Source organism: Alteromonas sp. MMG017 (genome assembly GCF_018100795.1).
Classification (GTDB): Bacteria; Pseudomonadota; Gammaproteobacteria; order Enterobacterales; family Alteromonadaceae; genus Alteromonas.
Map to the genome: position 1 here is coordinate 134,557 of NZ_JAGJDY010000009.1, position 16,640 is coordinate 151,196.

A 16,640-nucleotide genomic window follows, 5' to 3' on the forward strand; every position below is an offset into this window, starting at 1 on the left:
CATAAATTTCAGTCAATTAACATTAGCCTAGGCTCAATGTAGTTGGCGATTTACGGTAATTGAATGAGGCTATCTATTACGCATAGTACGATTGCTTAAGTGCAATAGAAGCGCTTAATGGCTAGAAACATTTTCAACCGGTACTACTTTTGATTGGCTATGGCTTCAAAACGCGCATCTATTTGGCCGCGCTCGCCAGACTGTTCAATGAGTGCTAATGCAGCGTTAAATTCATCGATGTGCGCCTGCGCATTTTCAAGCTCTTTAGAAACAATATAGTAAAGCGGAATAGTGGCTACAGGAATATCGATAATGCTGACACTGTCAAATACTTCAAGGAGTTTTGAATTATGATCTCTTTGCAAGTAACCATTAGTAAAGCCTATATCGCCCCACCCTTTTGATACTTGAACAATACAGCCTCTTGCATCAGCCGCTCGTTGAACAGAAAGCTTATATGCTTTGATAAACTCTGACTGTTCGCTGCTTAAGCTATAACCATATGGCAAACAAAGGCGAGCCCCTGTCACATCAGCTAATGTATTAACTTTCATTTCTTTTGAGGTGTAAATACGTACGGGAATTGAATTAATGCGTTTAGAGTAAATAAACGACTTGGCTCGTTCGTCGGTATGAACATAGGGAAATGTTCCTTGATACTTGCCTTCAAGTGCCCATTTATAACCACGTTGCCAGGGTAAAATGTCGATATAAATGGGGGTATTCATGTGCTTGAAAACAGCTTTTACCAAGGAAACAGACCAGCCACCATCTTGCGCATTTTCATCAACATAAGGGAAGTAACTTGAACCCGTAGTTAATAGGGTATCGCTATCAAGCGGTGGCGCCTTTGGGAGTTGCTCGGCCACACTAAAGTAAGACGAAAGCCCCAAACACAGCAAGATAAGCTTTATTACAACGCACTTTTTCATGTACTACATCCAGCCGTTTTGGTTATTTCATCGCTATTTAGTGTTAAACAACGATTAGCTATACTTTAAATTACTATAAAGAAAAAATAACGAGATAAAAGTAAAAACCGCGCAATGCTGCACACAGCAGACCTGTATTTAAGTCTACCGCAGCATTACATAATAATGATGACAAGAAGCAAGTAACTAAGACTTACCTGTTGCTTTCTCACCCCAAATCTCTTCTAAGCGCTGATCGCGGCCACAATTCCAGCGATAAAGCTTGTAACGCACCGGGCTTTTTTTATAGAAATCTTGATGACCTATTTCGTCGCCTTTAATAGGATAAAATGTCGATGAATCCAAAATTGGGGTAACCACGGTTTGATTTGGAAATTGTGCTTTCACCGCATTTTTAGTGTCTTGTGCAATAGCACGTTCTTCATTGTTAGCGACAAATACGGCACTTAAATAACTGGGGCCTTTATCACAAAATTGCCCCCTTGCATCAAATGGGTCGATATTCACCCAGTAATGGTCGAGTATTTCTCGATACGACACTTTGCTTTCATCGTAAGTTATCTTCACAGCTTCATAATGCCCCTTATGGTTACCATTATAAGTAGGATTAGGCACTGATCCTCCGGTAAAACCCGAGACCACATTGGTTACGCCCTCTAATTTTTCAAAATCAGATTCCATGCACCAGAAACATCCACCAGCCAGAATAGTCTCGTCAGCAGTGGCAATTGGGGCAGCGATAAACGTGCTTAACAATAATGCGGGCAAAATAGATTTCATTATTAACCTTAAAATTAACTATCGAAGATAAAGACATACAGCTCACTAATAAAGAACGGATTAAGTCCTAAAAACTTTCATTTTCTGAGACATTATAATTGCGGGTAGAATTTTCATTTAGCCCTGTAACCTACGCATGTTGTAACGACATTACACTACCAATACTAGCTGCGTTAACTCATATTACTTCAACGCTATCGCCCGCATGGCCTTGGCTTGCAGAAAATCGGTGACATCGGCAGAGCACTTGCATCGTTAAGTTTTTAAAATTCAAACCATATAACTGGTTTGGTCAAAACGTAAGGAAATAGCAAATGAGCATAGTTAAATCAGGCAGTGCAGCATACAAACCTTTAGGTAAGCAAGGCAAAGGCAGTATTTCTACCGAAACAGGCGCATTATCTAATCAACCCTACGGATTTAATACACGCTTTGAAGATGGCAAAGGCACCAACCCCGAAGAATTAATAGGGGCGGCGCACGCAAGTTGCTTCACCATGGCCTTATCTTTTGCACTATCAGGCGCAGGCTATGATGACGGAGAGCTAAACACTACCGCTAAAATCAGTTTAGATAAGACAGACGATGGTTATGAAATTAGTCAGTCAGCGTTAAGCCTTGAAGCGAGCGTTGAGGGAATTACCGAAGACGAATTCGCTAAAATTGCTCAGGAAGCAAAAGACAACTGCCCCGTTTCACAGCTTTTAGATACGAAAATCACCCTTGAGTACACGTTGAAGTAGTAATCTTTATCATTACGCAATGAGGCAGTAGCGATAGGGCTTAGCTTTTAGCTCTTGATCTAGGCTACTGTACCAATATAGCGGATAAATCAGCAGGCTGATTGAATGCCTGCTGATGCTTTTATTCACGGCTATTTTATTTACCACTTATTTGTCTGCCAAACTTTTACCCGTGCATCTATTCAACCGCTGCCGCCAGCGCCTGTAAATCTTGGGGCAAACTAGTTTCTGCACGTTCTACCACTCGTCCTATTTCTTCACCATTACGCATTAATATGAAAGTAGGCGTATATTTAAGCGCATGCTTTTCTGCCATACCCTCAGGATCGCTCTTTTTCCTGTCAACCGCGAATAACGTAAATTGAGGCACATCTAATCCGCTAGCATCTAGCGTTTTCAATAGTCGGGGTACTTCCCTTTCACTGTCATGGCACCATGCGCCAAATAGTATGAGTAGCGTATCGTCCTCTAAAGCAGATACAGCTTTAATCTCTGCGTCGCTAGGTTGGTACGACTTATATTCGTCCATAAAAGCTGGATACTGTGCAAGCAATGCTTCACCGCTAATTTCCCCTACAACATCTGGAATGTTATCTGCAGCCAACACATTTGCTGAGGCTAATATTACTAATGCAGTTAGCACTGGTTTCAATACCGTTTTCAACACTGGCTTTAACGCATTAGATACGAACTTAAATGTAAACACCTTATTTCTCCTTAAACGGCTATAGCCGTATTCAATAGTGCATTGAAGTAAAACGCAAGTTCACTATTCTCCACTTAACCCTTTTCAGATTTGTCGGCTTACGCTGAGTAACTCAAACACAAAAAAAAGCGGCATTTCTGCCGCTTTGATTATTCATTTTTGCTAAGTACTAATATTTAAGGTCAAAACTAATATTGACCTTCAATACTGTTTATTTACCAATCACGCCGCAAGCCACTCGCTCGCCGCCACCGCCAAGTTTGGCTGGGGAATCTGAATAGTTATCGCCACCTGCATGAATCATAATGGCGCGCCCTTCAATATCTTCAAGCTCCAATTCAGGTGCGAATACAGGTTGAGTGGCATTGCCACTTTCATCAACATATAAGGTTGGTAAATCACCTTCATGACCTTCTTCAGACCAAGGTACGCTGTGACTACCCGTATTTTCAGGGTCGAAGTGCCCGCCCGCAGCACCGCCTAAGACCTTTTTGCCGTCTTTCATTGCTGCTGAGCAGTCGCCATTTTCATGTACATGGAAGCCGTGAATACCTGGGGTTAGCCCTGATAGTTTTGGTGTAAACACCACACCGTCGTCATCGTAGCTACTTACCATCACGCTTCCGATAGCTTCGCCTGTTTTCAGATTATTCATCATAATCTTTTTCCCTTCATCCTCATGATGACCGGCGAAACTACTTGCGCTTAAGGCTAGTGATACTGCTCCTACCATGGCGGTTAATGTAAGCTTTTTCATAGCGTTCTCCTTCTCTGCTTAAAATTCGTATTGATGAAGCCCGTGCAATTATTAAACGAGCCTGCATTACGACTTACCCTTAAAAGGAGCATAATTTGCACCACAAGTGGTTAACGCGCTGTAACCCCATGAAAAATAGACATTAAGAAGAATTTAGTGATATAGACGTTCTTGACGCTTTTGAATAGATGTAACGATTTAACTCGCAATGTGTAATGTTTACGCAAACAAGCACTTATAAAATAAAGCCTACATTAATTCGGCTACGGCCTGTTTCTCGTTGCAACGCGAATGGCAACGCTTTATTCTCAAAGTACGAAAGTGATTTAGTGCATCAGTATGCATTGGGTTAATAGTAACGATTAACGTGGTACGCTACTTTGTTAACTAAATTTTTAAAACTGTGTTGCACTTTATCAGTGTTGCCATTGTTTTTTTGTGTCCCCGCTTCAGCTACCTCTAGCTGGCACACGCTTCATCAGCCCACGTTTTACACGCCTTTAGCCGAGACTTCACTAATTGACGGCCCAATCCTATCTGTATTGGAAACTAACGACGGGTTTATATGGATTGTTGATTCCAAAGGATTATGGCGATGGGATTCCCAGTCTTTAAAAGCAGTGTCATTTGAAAACAAGCAAAGCGATACGCCTTCGCCGCAAATTCAAGCCACCTTTGTTACCAAAAGCGGTGAAGTATGGGTAGGTACTCAACAAGGCCTTTACCGTTTAAATCAAGAAAAACTACAACTCAATGCATATGAGGAAAGTTTACTTTCGGATGTATCGATACTTAACCTCAACGTCACTTCTATTGCCAACAATAAGATTTTCACTTTTGCATCAGATAGTGCGTTGTTTATTTTCAATGATACAACGAAAAAACTATTGGGATTTGAACTACCTCATAGAGCGAGGATCCATGCACTTCATATAAATAGCAAGCACCAATTATGGGTTGGGTCTGGACAAGGGCTGTTTCAGTTTCCGCTCGTTGATATCGCAAGTAGCGGCGTTGAGCATTCTCCGCTTCGGGTAGCAGTGGGTAGTTATAAAAAACCTCGTATCAGTAGTATCCTTTCGACCGCTTCAGGCTCCCTTGTCGTAGGCACTGCCGACAAAGGTTTGTTTATTCAAAATGAAGATGCATTATTTCGCCAATTAGCAATGGGTACCACGACATTGCCTTGGCTTTTTACTATGAGCGAAATAAAACCTGATTTACTGCTGCTTGGCACCTTTGGGCAAGGGTTCATAGAAGTGAATATTAATACTCATAAAACCCGCCAGTTTTTGCACAACCCACTTCAACCAGCCTCGCTTGCTGACGACAATATTTGGTCTACCTTTACCGATAGCAAAGGATTAGTGTGGATTGGCGCTGGGCACACGCTTAATATTTTCGATGCGAATAACCAATCGATAATTAATATATTCGGTGGTGCAAATATTGATAAAAGCTTGAGTTACCGAAAAGTACATTCGGTACAGTCCCATCATGGCGAACTGTTCGTAGGTTCCGGTAATGCCGGCATCGAAATCCTGTCACCGGTAAAAGGCAAAATAGAACAGCGTTGGGAAACATCAGAAAACCCCGTTGAAACCTTGCATGTGGCTAAAAATGGTGACGTATATGCGTCTAGCAACTTTGCATCAGTGAAAGTAGACTCTGCTACTAAGCAAGCCCTGTTGTTAGCGGTATCAACACGCCATCCTTCAACATTTACCACTGCCTTTTTATCCACAGAGACGAGTTTGTGGCTAGGCGGTACAGACGGTTTATGGGTGCAGCACAACGCTACAGAAAAACACATTGAATTTGCTGACAGTATCGCAGAGCGGCGTATTGCGTCGTTAGCAATTGATAAAAATCGCTTATGGATTGGAACATGGCAAGGATTGGTCAAAGGTGACATTCAAATGGGTGAAACTATCGACTTGGCGACAAGTTACATTGCTCACCCCATTTTAAAACAACAATATATATCTAGTTTATTCGTTGACGATAATGGTTACCTTTGGGTCGGTACAGGCTCTGCAGGTTTATTTGTTAAACCTACACACGCAGACTGGATTCAAATAGAGAGCACTAGTGGTTTGCCAGGCAATAACATTGCTGCAATCGCAGGAGAAAGTGAAGATCATATTTGGGTAAGTACTACCCAAGGCATTGCCGCAATAAACCGCCATAAATTTGCTGTTAGCTGGGCTGTCGTTGCACCAAGCGTGGTGAATGCGCCTTATGCACCTTCAGCAGCTACAATAACAAATGAGAACGACATTGTTTTTGGCGGCATTAACGGCTTAACCATTATTGACAGTAATAACGTTACGTTTGCGAAGCCGCCTCTGCCAGTCGTGCTTACGGATATTACTTTGGTTCACCATGACGATACCATCGAATCGCTGGGGCAAGCCGCGACTGATTTAACCCTTCCTCCACTGACAAAACGAATAACCTTCGAATTTACGGCACTTGATTATCTTACTCCTGAACACACTCACTATCGTTATCGTGTATTAGGGTTAGATGGAAACTGGATTCAGGCAAATGCTGAGCAACGTTTAGCAGTCATTACGATGCCGCAGCCTGGCGACTATACTTTGCAAATTGAGTATTCTTACGATGGAGTAACGTGGGAAAAAAATGCATTGCATCGAAAGTTATTTGTTATGCCAGCGTGGTATCAAACCACACTAGCAAAATTTGTCGCTATCTTGTGTTTATGTGTCGCTGTGTACATGGGTCATTTACTGGGGGTAAAACATCACAGACACCGTCAAGCATTTCTAGAAAAGCTCGTGAATGCGAGAACTACTGAATTATCGATAGCTAATAAGCAACTCAGTGAACAGGCCGCAGCGCTTAAAGAGGCCAGTTTGACTGACCCACTAACGGGGTTACACAACAGGCGCTATCTAACACAACATATTGAGCGCGATATTGCCCTTGTGCAGCGTTATTACGCTAACTGCGATCAAACGTACACCGAGCCTAAAAACCACTATGACATACTGTTCTTCGTTATCGATTTAGACCACTTTAAAAAAATCAACGACACTTATGGTCATCAGGCTGGTGACAAGGTTTTAGTTGAAACCCAAAAACGCTTGAAGCGTATATTTCGTGAAACTGATTATCTTATTCGCTGGGGCGGTGAGGAGTTTTTAGTCGTCGTCCACAACACACCTAGAGAAGAAGCGTGTGTGTTGGCAGAGCGAGCGGTAGATATAGTGGGTTCGATTGAATTTCAACTTACAGAAGAAACAAGTAAACATGTCACCTGTTCAATTGGTTATGCGGCTTATCCACTTTCTCAGCAGCATTACGATATTTTTGATTGGCAAACTACAATAGGACTTGCAGATACCGCGCTTTATGGCGCGAAAAACAACTGTCGTAATACCTGGATGGGCTTAACGTCGATTCCACCAAGCACTGACCGTAAGGCGCTAGAAAAAGTTGCCAAGGTTCCTTCATCTATTTTTACATACGCCCAAGTTCAACAACCTAATAGCGCTAAGTTATAAAGAACATCAAGCGAGTTTACTGAACGTAAAATGGTAATAGCCAACGAAATACCCCCCGCTCGTTGGGCTTTCCAACTGCGGGGGCTTTTATTAAGAACACATGTCTATGTTACGACTAGCTGTTTCTTTCTCGCTTGTCACCACGGTCGCCGCGTTCACCACGCTTGCCACGCTTTTCTTTCATCGACTCGAACTTTTCTAGCTGCTCGTCAGTAAGAATTTCACTCACTTTCACACGTACATCGGCCATTTTAAGAAAACGTGCTTTCGCTTTTTCGGCTTTTAGGTTTGCAAGCTCGTTTAAGTCTTGCTCGTAATTAGCGTCTGACGGATCGAGCGCCTTAAATTGTGCTCTGAAAGAGTCTTCGCTGCCTTTCTCTGGGCGGTTTGCTTTGCGCTCCGCTTTAAGTTCGGCCTTCAACGCTTTTAGCGCATCTTGCTGCTCGTCAGTTAAATCTAGCACTTTCGTCATTTTGTGAATGGGAAAGAAGTCAGGACCCTTACGGTCATCAGAATGTTTACCACCTGCATAAGCTGTAGTGGCGATACATGCACTCAATAAAACACCGGCAATTAATTTTTTCATCTTAATATTCCTACTTGTTTTGGTCATGATGCTGCATGACATGGGGGAAACGTTTTGTTTCGTCTGTTTTGTTTCATCAACGGAGCTAAGTATGCATAAACGATTCGATAAGTAGGGTTAAGCTAGTGTAAAGTTCAGTAAAGTTGAAAAGTCCTCAAAATAAAACGGTTAATCTCTATTTTATGGAAAATGATAAATACAAAATCTTACTGGTAGATGACGACGCAGAACTCTGCGCGCTACTGAGTGAATTCCTGCAGACCGACGGCTTTGCAGTTGAAACCTTAAATAGTGGCGATGCCGCCGTTGCCCGCTTATTACAAAGCGACGAGTTCGATACGGTCGTGTTAGACATTATGATGCCCGGCATGTCGGGCCTTGATGTGCTGCGCAATGTACGCGCAAAAAAACAGACTCCTATTCTTATGCTAACCGGTCGTGGTGACGACATAGACAGAATTCTTGGCTTAGAAATGGGTGCCGATGATTACCTAGCGAAGCCTTGTAACCCGCGGGAACTCGGCGCGCGTATTCGCGCCATTATTCGCCGTACCCAAAATGGCAATACGCCAACCCAAGCGGTTGTGCATTCAGAACTTCACGGCATTGTGCTGGATAGTGGCGCTAGAACGGCGTTAGTAGACAACACCCCTTTGCCCCTAACGGGCGCAGAGTTCAACGCATTAAGCTTGTTGATGGAACGCGTAGGGCAAACCATCACTAAACAAGAAATGACCGAAGAAGTGCTTAACCGGCCACTTGAAGCTTACGACCGCGCCATGGATGTGCACGTAAGCCGAATACGTCAAAAGCTAGCTACGGTAGGTATAAACGATGTGATTAAATCGGTTCGTGGCGTGGGCTATCAAATGCTTACTCAGCCGTCAGAGCAATAAGGCATAAAATGAAGCGTTCAGAAATGTGGCATTCAATAAAGCATACGTTTGGGTTTAAACGATTGTTTTGGAGAATATTTCTTACTTTCTGGTTAGCTAGCCTAGTGGTGATGACTGCCACCGGCTATGTACTGGTCAGTAAGTACACGTCAGATGAATACAATCAGCGATATTTTAATGGGGTAATTAGCCAAGCAGAACGTATTGTGTGGCGATACGAACAAGACCTTGCAAACGGTAATGTTCCTAAAGGAAAGATAAAAGATTGGATAAATGATAATGTCAGGCATCGCAGCGATCTTATTGCGATGGAAATATCGGACAATACCGGTAGAACCATCTACCACTATCGAATGAGCAAGGTACCCAAAAGGGATCGTACGGTAAAATTAGTTTATGGTTTATCTACACTTCCCTACCGAGTAGAAACCCGACTGCCAGAAGCGCCTCGTATTTACAAACAAGTACTTTACCGGTTTCAATCTTTGCAGTTCGTTTTTATCTTTATTGCCTCAGCCATTGTTAGTGCGCTATTGAGTTGGGGCATTGTACGTCCTATTAACTATCTAGGCGCGTTTAGTCGCCGTTATGCCAACCAACAAGAAGTTGCTACGCCGCCTAAAGCTATTATGGCTCGTGGTGATGAACTAGGCGACTTAGCTGCTGACATCAGTTTTATGGTTAATAAAACCCATCAAGCAGCTACTAATCAGCAACAGCTGTTGCATGATGTATCCCATGAACTTCGCGCGCCGCTGGCTCGCTTGCAAGCATCGGCAGCCATTATTGAGCAGCACACGCCTGATAGTCGCCATGTAAAACAAATTCATAATGATTGCGTTCGTATGGATGCGCTCATTCAACAAATATTGGACTATTCAAAGTTAGAAAAAGGGAGCCCAACGCCTGAAATTTGTGACATTAATGCGCTGTGCGAAAGAATTGCCGATGACATGGCTGTACTTTATCCAGGTATCCCGCTAAGTCTTGAGTGCGCCCCGCATATAGCCATAACCGGTTTTGAAGAAGCCCTTCACCAAGCATTAGAAAATATTATCGGTAATGCCTGCAAGTACTCTTCTAAAGGCAAACTTGTTGAAGTATCGACCACAAAACAACACAGCGCTATCGTGATAACTGTTCGCGACCATGGACCTGGCGTTGATAGTGACGAAATCGAAAAGTTGCTTCAACCTTTCTACCGTGCTGGTAATCAAATGCATACTTCAGGATTCGGACTAGGCCTAAGCATTGCGAAAAAAGCCATTGAAAAACACAGTGGTAATTTACTCATGACTAGCCCTGCTGACGGCGGTTTAAGTGTGCAGATAGTACTGCCAATAAATCAGTAACCCTCTGCGAATTAACCGCCAACCATTCTAGATAAATCGTAGATACCAGCCTGAAATTAGGCATATAACCTGCTTAGTTATAATGATTAAGTAACTTGCTCCTCGTGTTTGCCAATGCGAATAGCCTGCGTTGGATGCTTGAAGTACAAGCACGATAACACTGAGTAAATAATACGTTTCAATTAAACAGCGTGTTTTATTACGGGTAGGATGATGATGAACAAAACAAGGATTGCGTTAATTGGCGGCGGCCCCAGCGCCCTTTCTATTCTTAAAAAAGCGCTAAGCTTGTTTAGCAAGCAGTTTGCGGATGGCGAGTGCTTTGATATCGAGAACTCTGATTCCAATACCTCTGATGGCAGGGCATCTCCTCACTTATCCTTCGATATCTTTGAGCGCAACACCGCGCTAGGTAAAGGCATGCCCTACAGTAAAGATGGGGCGTCGTGGGAACATATTACCAATATTTCATCCGATGAACTGGCACCGTTTGACGAAACCTTACTTGAATGGTTGCGCCAGCAAAGCCCTGAGTACCTCGCGAAATATCACATTTGTAAAGCGGATCTTCATGAAAAACACGTGGTACCACGGCTGCTGTTTGGTGAATATTTACAGGCACAGTTTTTTGCACTAATTGGCAAATGCCGTGCAGCAGGAATACTGGTTAACGTGCACCTACAGTGCAACGTTTTGGACATTAAACCCAGCACTGAGGATGAGAACAGCCCTGAGCACAAAAATAGCCCTGAGCACAAAAACACCCTTGAGCGTGAAGACAGCCTTGAGCGTGAAGACAGCCTTGAGCGATATAAAAGCCTTGAACGCCAAAACAGCCCTGAGCACAAAAATAGCCCTGAGCACAAAAATACCCTTGAGCGTGAAGACAGCCTTGAGCGATATAAAAGCCTTGAACGCCAAAACAGCCCTGAGCCTCAAGATCGCCCTGAGCTTCAAAACGGCGATAGCCATGCAGGCATCAACATTTTGACTAACAGTGGATGGGTGACAGGGTTTGATAACGTGGTGGTGTGCACTGGCCACATTTGGCCGAAAATCCATGAAGGTAAAGTAAAAGGGTATTTTGATTCTCCCTACCCGCCCACCAAATTACAGCGAAAATACAACCATACCATAGCGCTTAAAGGCAGCTCCCTTACTGCTATTGATGCAATTCGAACGCTAGGCGAGGCTAATGGCGAGTTTTATCAAACTGATAACCAACTAAAATATCGTTTACTTGACGACGTTCCAAATTTTAAAATAATCATGCACTCTTTAGAGGGCTTACTACCGAATATCCGCTTTCACTTAGACGATCCGTTGGTATCTGATGAAGGCATGCTAAGTGAGCAGGAGATTGCTCAGCATAGGGCCGATAATGATGGATTCTTAAGTTTAGATTTTATTTTTGAGCACAATTTCAAAAGGGCTTTGAAACAACTGGACGCGGATTTTTATCAAAAAATAGCGAACAAAAATATAGAAGCGTTTTGCCAATTGATGCTTGAGTCGCGTAAAGCGTATGCGCCCTTCACCTTGTTTAAAATTGAGTATCTGCAAGCTGAACAGTCGATTAAACAGAAACACACATTGCAATGGAAAGAAGCCATCGCGCTGCTGAGCTTCACCATAAACCACCCAGCTAAATACTTTAGTGCAGAAGATACCCTACGATTACGCAACCATCTTTTACCGCTTATTGGCCTTATGATTGCGAACATTCCCCAATCATCAGCGGCACAATTGCTCGCCCTACACGATAGCGGCGTCCTCGATATTATTGCGGTAGATAGCAGCAGCCACCTTGAAATTGAAGGCGACTGCGATTTTCATTTTTTTTATAAGGGCAGCGATAACAAGCCGGTTGTTAACTTATATAAAACCTTTATCGATTGCACGGGACAGAAGTCGCTGCCAATAGATGCATTTCCCTTTAAATCTATGTTTGAAGATGCCGAGCCATTAGTGGCTAAGGTACGATTTAAAGATAAACACCAAGGTAAACACCATTTAAAAGCAAATCCCAAAAGTGTCTGCCTTGGCGCTGACAATGAATACTATTTAGAAACAGGTGGTTTTGCTATTAACGATGACTTTCAACCCATTCTAGCCAACGGTAGTCTGAATGAGCGCTACTTTGTTATGGCGGTACCGTATATTAGTGGGTTCAACCCAGACTATTCAGGTTTCGATTTTTGCGACCAAGTGGCCGAGTTAATAGTAAATAAGCTCAAGTGAGTCAATAAAACTGTGCACCACCCATGCTAGAGTGCCGTATCATTTGGGTATGAAAAATCTATTTTTAAGTGATTACCGTATTGGTGATAGACGCACTATTAGAATGTGTTTTAAAAGGATATAAAAATGAAAAAGATAATAGCCGTGTTAGTCGCGGTAGCTGGGCTAGGCGCATGTACCGATAATGAGGTGGGAGATGTGTCGTTGGGTGTATTCACCACAAAAGATATTAAATTAGATGCCATGCAAGACCCTATCGTGACAGGCGTAACTTGCCACATTTCTAGCATTGAAGCGAATTTAGATGTGTCTGATCCTTCCGATAGCTCTATAGCCTGTCGTCAAACCGGTGAGATTACCGCGCAAATGCTACGAGATATCGACAAGTCCGATTCAGGCGACATCATTTTCAGAAAGTCGAAAAGCATCTTCTTTAAGAACATGAAGGTCAGACGTATATTCGACGCTAAGTCACAAACCCTGATGTATCTTTCTTATTCAACTAAAGAAACATCAGGAAGTTATAAACATAGCTTGTCGACAGTGCCTTTATGGGGTACGGCGGCCTATGGAGTAATTGCTTCCGAAGACTAACTTCCAAAGACTAGTATCCGAAAATTAACCGCTGAAGATTAGCTAGGGCTTAGTTTCATTTTAATCTAGGATTCAAACCCGTGGTACGTGACGAACTCTTCATTGTCGGCACGTACCGACCTTACGTCATTAGCAGCAAAGTTTTCATCGGGGTACCCTAACGCAATACAAATCATAATGGCTTCAGAGTCAGGAATTTGTGCATGCTTGTGTACAACGTCTGACTGCATAATACCTTGGCCGTTAATCACGCAACCAAGACCTAAATCCCATGCCGCTAATACAATGCCATACGCCAAAGAACCTAACCCAAATTGCGTGATGCCCGCTGGCTCTAGAGCTTTATCATAGGTTAATACTAGCGATACTGGCGCATCGAACTGCCTAAAACCACGCATCATCCAATCCATGCGTTTTTCTTTATCTTCTCTGGCTATGCCCATCACATCAAATAACTGCATAGCAACATCACGCTGGCGCTGTTTATGTACGCCGTCATAATCTTCCTTGTACGGAAAGTCTCTTACGTAAGGTGTTCCCGCTAACGTTCTTTCTGTATTACCTTCGCGAATTTTATCAAGCACATCACCCGATACCGCATGAATTTTCCACGTTTGGGTGTTGTAAGATGAAGGGGCCCATTTTGCTGCGTTAATAATGGCATCCACGGTTTCTTTAGTGACAGCTTGTTTCGTAAAACCACGTACGCTCTTACGTGATGCAGCAAATTCAGCAAAGTTCATACTTACTTCCTATCTTAGTCATTACTCTCAATTGTTAAAATAGAGTAAACACAGCCAGATAGGTATGCAATAAGCGCTAACCAGATAATGGATTTTTTGTTTTTATAGATATGTATTCGGGGGGTAACGTATGGGAGTGCTGCTAATGACTTTAACAACACCCCCAGCGTAGTTTTACAGGTACGGATTAACCATCAGAAGTGATAGTGTCTATTATCTCGTCAAGCACCGCTTCCGCTTTACTGGTTTCTACTTGGCACGTTCCTGCGTTTAAATGACCGCCACCACCGTACTTAAGGCATAGTTCACCTACGTTGGTGTTTGAACTACGATTCGTGATTGATTTACCAATAGCGAAAACCACATTTTGCTTTTTGAGGCCCCACATTTTGTGAATAGAGATATTACAGTCGGAATACATGGCATAAATCACAAAACGATTTGTAGCGTAAATAGTTTCTTCTTCTGTTAAATCTAGCACCACAAGATTCTTATGAACGGTTGCACATTTAGCTAATTGCACCTTCGCTAGCTCATTATGCTCATGGTATAAAGCAACACGCTCGGCAACATCTTCCATTTCCAGAATTTCTTCAATGTCTTTGTCTTTACACGCATCAATTAACTTCATCATTAACTGATAATTTGAAATTTTGAAATCTCGGAAACGGCCAAGACCCGTTCTGGCATCCATGATGAAGTTCAGTAATACCCAATCGGTTGGCTCCAGTATTTCCTCTTCAGAGAATTGCGCGGCATCACCTTTATCTACGGCATCCATCATATCAACGGAGATATTAGGAAATTTTTCTGCACCGCCATAATAGTCGTATACCACACGCGCAGCAGAAGGTGCTTCAGGATCGATTACATGATTTTTAATATCACTCGCATTTCGAACTGTTTCACTAAGATGGTGATCGAACGCGATATGACAACCCGCCACATAAGGAAGGTTTGTGGTTATATCATTTTCGGTAATATCTATTTTGCCATCCTGCATATCTTTAGGATGCACAAATAAAATATCGTCTATAAGATCTAAGTCTTTCAACAGTACGGCACAAACTAATCCATCAAAATCGCTTCGAGTAACTAGTCTAAATTTATTGTCAGGCATGTGGTTTCCATCTCTCCATTAGGCTGCTGCTTTTAGTGTAACAGCTAAAATCAAGTTTAGCGTAATACCACGACAGTACAATTCTCCCTTTGTAGAAGCGCTTTAACTTAAACTTAAAATGCATTAGCATTACATAACGAATTGGCGTTAATCATTGATAACTGGAGTTAATCAATAAGGCACGCTCCCTGGATCAGCAGACAGGGCATAACTGAGCTGGCATCTTTAATATCATTATTTTATGGAGCCAAGTTATGTCTGAATTTTCGCCCTTAGCGACACCTGAAGTTAAGTCCTCATCGAAATCTAAAACACTTTGGATTAAAAACCCGCAAGCCGTTTTTACGGGTAACGATCTCGATGCCGCGGGCGGCATTGTGGTACAGGGTAGCAAAATTATTGAGCTTGTGGGTGCGGGTCAAACCCCTGTAACGCCTATCGATGCAACAGAAGATGCATCTCAGTTAGTTATGCTTCCAGGGCTTATTAATACCCACCATCACTTTTACCAAACCCTTACCCGTGCATGGGCGCCAGTGGTTAACCAGCCGCTATTTCCATGGCTTAAAACCTTATACCCAGTGTGGGCAAAACTTACGCCTAATGCGTTGTCGCTAGCCTGCGATGTGGCGTTAGCTGAACTGTTACTGTCTGGATGTACTACCACGACCGATCATCACTACCTGTTCCCTACCGGTATGGAAGATGCCATAGATGTGCAAGTAGACTCTGTAAAACGTATGGGCATGCGCGCCCTACTTACCCGGGGCTCAATGAGCCTGGGTGAAGATGAAGGTGGCCTTCCTCCACGCCACACAGTGCAAAGTGGTGATGCAATACTAAAAGACAGCCAACGGCTTATAGATACCTACCACGAACGTGGTGACGGCGCGTGGATGCAAATAGCCTTGGCGCCTTGTTCCCCTTTCTCGGTGACTCGAGAAATTATGGCTGACAGCGCGCAATTGGCAAAAGACGAAGATGTGCGGTTACATACCCATTTAGCGGAAACGTTAGATGAAGAAGACTTCTGTTTGAAGATGTTTGGTATGCGCACCGTCGATTATTTAGAAAGTGTGGGCTGGCTAAGCGATAGAACCTGGCTGGCACATGGTATTCACTTTAACGAAGATGAAATTCGCCGCTTGGGCGCAGCGGGCACGGGCATTACTCACTGCCCCGTTTCAAACATGCGCTTAGCCTCCGGCATGTGCCCTACCCTTGAACTGATTGAAGCTGGTTCGCCTATTGGCTTAGGCGTAGATGGTTCTGCCTCTAACGATGCATCGAACATGATGTATGAAGCGCGCCAAGCACTTTACTTACAGCGCTTAAAATATGGCGCAGCGAAAATTACTCCAGAGTTAATTTTAGGCTGGGCTACCAAGGGTTCTGCGTCGTTAATTGGCCGAAGTGACATTGGCGAAATAGCCGTAGGTAAACAAGCTGACCTTGCCTTTTTCAAACTGGATGAGCTGCGTTTTAGTGGCAGTCACGACCCAATTTCTGCGCTGCTATTATGTGGTGCAGATAAAGCCGAGCAAGTGATGATTGGCGGAAAGTGGCGAGTTAAAGAAGGGCAAATTATTGGGTTAGACACCCAAACACTTATGGCGCGCCACCGAGCAGTGGCCGCGCAATTAGTTAGCTAATCTAGTCC

Annotated in this window: 14 protein-coding genes; 7 read left to right on the forward strand and 7 right to left on the reverse strand. The window is 43.2% G+C overall.

Features of this window, described 5'->3' with window-relative positions; all coding sequences use genetic code 11:
• Positions 1 to 143 precede the first annotated feature (143 nt).
• Both J8L84_RS14900 and msrA read right to left on the reverse strand, forming a co-directional pair.
• The gene (locus J8L84_RS14900; RefSeq protein ID WP_211071364.1) at positions 144 to 932 is read right to left on the reverse strand and encodes a transporter substrate-binding domain-containing protein; all 789 of its coding nucleotides are present in this window, start codon (positions 930 to 932) and stop codon (positions 144 to 146) included.
• Between the two features lie 186 nt (positions 933 to 1,118).
• Positions 1,119 to 1,712 carry a peptide-methionine (S)-S-oxide reductase MsrA gene (gene msrA / locus J8L84_RS14905; RefSeq protein WP_211071365.1) on the reverse strand — a complete coding sequence of 198 codons (594 nt, stop codon included), beginning with the start codon at positions 1,710 to 1,712 and terminating at the stop codon, positions 1,119 to 1,121.
• 314 nt (positions 1,713 to 2,026) lie between these two features.
• Here msrA and J8L84_RS14910 point away from each other — a divergent pair, with 314 nt between their 5' ends.
• Complete coding sequence (locus J8L84_RS14910) at positions 2,027 to 2,455, forward strand: OsmC family protein (RefSeq protein WP_013783601.1); 429 nt, start codon at positions 2,027 to 2,029, stop codon at positions 2,453 to 2,455.
• Between the two features lie 178 nt (positions 2,456 to 2,633).
• Here J8L84_RS14910 and J8L84_RS14915 read toward each other — a convergent pair whose 3' ends face one another.
• Positions 2,634 to 3,161: a thioredoxin family protein gene (locus J8L84_RS14915; RefSeq protein WP_348771837.1), complete on the reverse strand. Its 528-nt coding sequence runs from the start codon at positions 3,159 to 3,161 to the stop codon at positions 2,634 to 2,636.
• A gap of 211 nt (positions 3,162 to 3,372) precedes the next feature.
• On the reverse strand, positions 3,373 to 3,918 hold the full coding sequence (gene sodC / locus J8L84_RS14920; RefSeq protein WP_211071366.1) for a superoxide dismutase family protein: 546 nt from the start codon (positions 3,916 to 3,918) through the stop codon (positions 3,373 to 3,375).
• Between the two features lie 428 nt (positions 3,919 to 4,346).
• Between sodC and J8L84_RS14925 the strand changes: the two genes are divergently transcribed.
• Complete coding sequence (locus J8L84_RS14925; RefSeq protein ID WP_211071367.1) at positions 4,347 to 7,448, forward strand: ligand-binding sensor domain-containing diguanylate cyclase; 3,102 nt, start codon at positions 4,347 to 4,349, stop codon at positions 7,446 to 7,448.
• A 115-nt stretch (positions 7,449 to 7,563) separates the two neighbouring features.
• On the opposite strand, the gene J8L84_RS14930 is transcribed toward J8L84_RS14925, so the two are convergent.
• On the reverse strand, positions 7,564 to 8,034 hold the full coding sequence (locus J8L84_RS14930) for a Spy/CpxP family protein refolding chaperone (protein WP_159531723.1): 471 nt from the start codon (positions 8,032 to 8,034) through the stop codon (positions 7,564 to 7,566).
• Between the two features lie 182 nt (positions 8,035 to 8,216).
• Between J8L84_RS14930 and J8L84_RS14935 the strand changes: the two genes are divergently transcribed.
• The 4 genes from J8L84_RS14935 to J8L84_RS14950 all read left to right on the forward strand — a co-directional run bounded on the left by J8L84_RS14935 (position 8,217) and on the right by J8L84_RS14950 (position 13,117).
• Positions 8,217 to 8,930 (forward strand): response regulator transcription factor, encoded by a 714-nt coding sequence (locus J8L84_RS14935; protein WP_211071368.1) that lies wholly within the window; start codon positions 8,217 to 8,219, stop codon positions 8,928 to 8,930.
• Positions 8,931 to 8,938: 8 nt separating this feature from the next.
• The gene (locus tag J8L84_RS14940) at positions 8,939 to 10,282 is read left to right on the forward strand and encodes a HAMP domain-containing sensor histidine kinase (protein WP_211071369.1); all 1,344 of its coding nucleotides are present in this window, start codon (positions 8,939 to 8,941) and stop codon (positions 10,280 to 10,282) included.
• A 216-nt stretch (positions 10,283 to 10,498) separates the two neighbouring features.
• Positions 10,499 to 12,523: an FAD/NAD(P)-binding protein gene (locus J8L84_RS14945; RefSeq protein WP_247670806.1), complete on the forward strand. Its 2,025-nt coding sequence runs from the start codon at positions 10,499 to 10,501 to the stop codon at positions 12,521 to 12,523.
• A 126-nt stretch (positions 12,524 to 12,649) separates the two neighbouring features.
• On the forward strand, positions 12,650 to 13,117 hold the full coding sequence (locus tag J8L84_RS14950) for a CreA family protein (protein WP_211071371.1): 468 nt from the start codon (positions 12,650 to 12,652) through the stop codon (positions 13,115 to 13,117).
• A gap of 65 nt (positions 13,118 to 13,182) precedes the next feature.
• On the opposite strand, the gene J8L84_RS14955 is transcribed toward J8L84_RS14950, so the two are convergent.
• Both J8L84_RS14955 and J8L84_RS14960 read right to left on the reverse strand, forming a co-directional pair.
• Positions 13,183 to 13,860, reverse strand: a complete 678-nt coding sequence (locus J8L84_RS14955; protein ID WP_211071372.1) for a nitroreductase — start codon at positions 13,858 to 13,860, stop codon at positions 13,183 to 13,185.
• A 187-nt stretch (positions 13,861 to 14,047) separates the two neighbouring features.
• Complete coding sequence (locus J8L84_RS14960) at positions 14,048 to 14,980, reverse strand: exopolyphosphatase (protein ID WP_211071373.1); 933 nt, start codon at positions 14,978 to 14,980, stop codon at positions 14,048 to 14,050.
• A gap of 254 nt (positions 14,981 to 15,234) precedes the next feature.
• Between J8L84_RS14960 and J8L84_RS14965 the strand changes: the two genes are divergently transcribed.
• Positions 15,235 to 16,632, forward strand: a complete 1,398-nt coding sequence (locus J8L84_RS14965; RefSeq protein ID WP_211071374.1) for an 8-oxoguanine deaminase — start codon at positions 15,235 to 15,237, stop codon at positions 16,630 to 16,632.
• Positions 16,633 to 16,640 lie beyond the last annotated feature (8 nt).

What these genes read in the sequence shown, in the direction of transcription:
- J8L84_RS14900 (WP_211071364.1), bottom strand. Translation starts at nt 932, where the DNA reads ATGAAAAAGTGCGTTGTAATAAAGCTTATCTTGCTGTGTTTGGGGCTT.
- msrA (WP_211071365.1), bottom strand. Translation starts at nt 1,712, where the DNA reads ATGAAATCTATTTTGCCCGCATTATTGTTAAGCACGTTTATCGCTGCC.
- J8L84_RS14910 (WP_013783601.1), top strand. Translation starts at nt 2,027, where the DNA reads ATGAGCATAGTTAAATCAGGCAGTGCAGCATACAAACCTTTAGGTAAG.
- sodC (WP_211071366.1), bottom strand. Translation starts at nt 3,918, where the DNA reads ATGAAAAAGCTTACATTAACCGCCATGGTAGGAGCAGTATCACTAGCC.
- J8L84_RS14930 (WP_159531723.1), bottom strand. Translation starts at nt 8,034, where the DNA reads ATGAAAAAATTAATTGCCGGTGTTTTATTGAGTGCATGTATCGCCACT.
- J8L84_RS14935 (WP_211071368.1), top strand. Translation starts at nt 8,217, where the DNA reads ATGGAAAATGATAAATACAAAATCTTACTGGTAGATGACGACGCAGAA.
- J8L84_RS14940 (WP_211071369.1), top strand. Translation starts at nt 8,939, where the DNA reads ATGAAGCGTTCAGAAATGTGGCATTCAATAAAGCATACGTTTGGGTTT.
- J8L84_RS14945 (WP_247670806.1), top strand. Translation starts at nt 10,499, where the DNA reads ATGAACAAAACAAGGATTGCGTTAATTGGCGGCGGCCCCAGCGCCCTT.
- J8L84_RS14950 (WP_211071371.1), top strand. Translation starts at nt 12,650, where the DNA reads ATGAAAAAGATAATAGCCGTGTTAGTCGCGGTAGCTGGGCTAGGCGCA.
- J8L84_RS14955 (WP_211071372.1), bottom strand. Translation starts at nt 13,860, where the DNA reads ATGAACTTTGCTGAATTTGCTGCATCACGTAAGAGCGTACGTGGTTTT.
- J8L84_RS14960 (WP_211071373.1), bottom strand. Translation starts at nt 14,980, where the DNA reads ATGCCTGACAATAAATTTAGACTAGTTACTCGAAGCGATTTTGATGGA.
- J8L84_RS14965 (WP_211071374.1), top strand. Translation starts at nt 15,235, where the DNA reads ATGTCTGAATTTTCGCCCTTAGCGACACCTGAAGTTAAGTCCTCATCG.